Annotated in this window: 1 pseudogene; it reads right to left on the bottom strand. The window is 26.9% G+C overall.

Annotated elements, in window-relative coordinates:
- Window positions 1–234 (bottom strand): annotated as a pseudogene (locus LQ686_RS14105) (helix-turn-helix domain-containing protein); the annotation flags it as partial.

Here is a 234-nt window from a genome sequence, read left to right as displayed (position 1 = left end):
TTAAAGGTAAATTTTTATTATCTGATTTAGCTCGTTTTTTAGTCATAGTGTGAGATCGTCCCTTTTGTTTATTATCTATATCAAGACGACACTTTTCATCAAATTGATGTTGCCAATTGGCAATGATAATAGGATTAATAATTCTAAAGTGATTCGCAGTATCTTGATAAGACAACATATTTTCTTGTCTAAATTTTAAAACAGATAATTTAAATTCGCTAGTATAAACAGTAT

Origin of the sequence: Mammaliicoccus sp. J-M41 (assembly GCF_022385935.1) — a bacterium.
Classification (GTDB): Bacteria; Bacillota; Bacilli; order Staphylococcales; family Staphylococcaceae; genus Mammaliicoccus; species Mammaliicoccus sciuri_A.
This window is presented reverse-complemented; position numbering and strand designations above follow the sequence as displayed.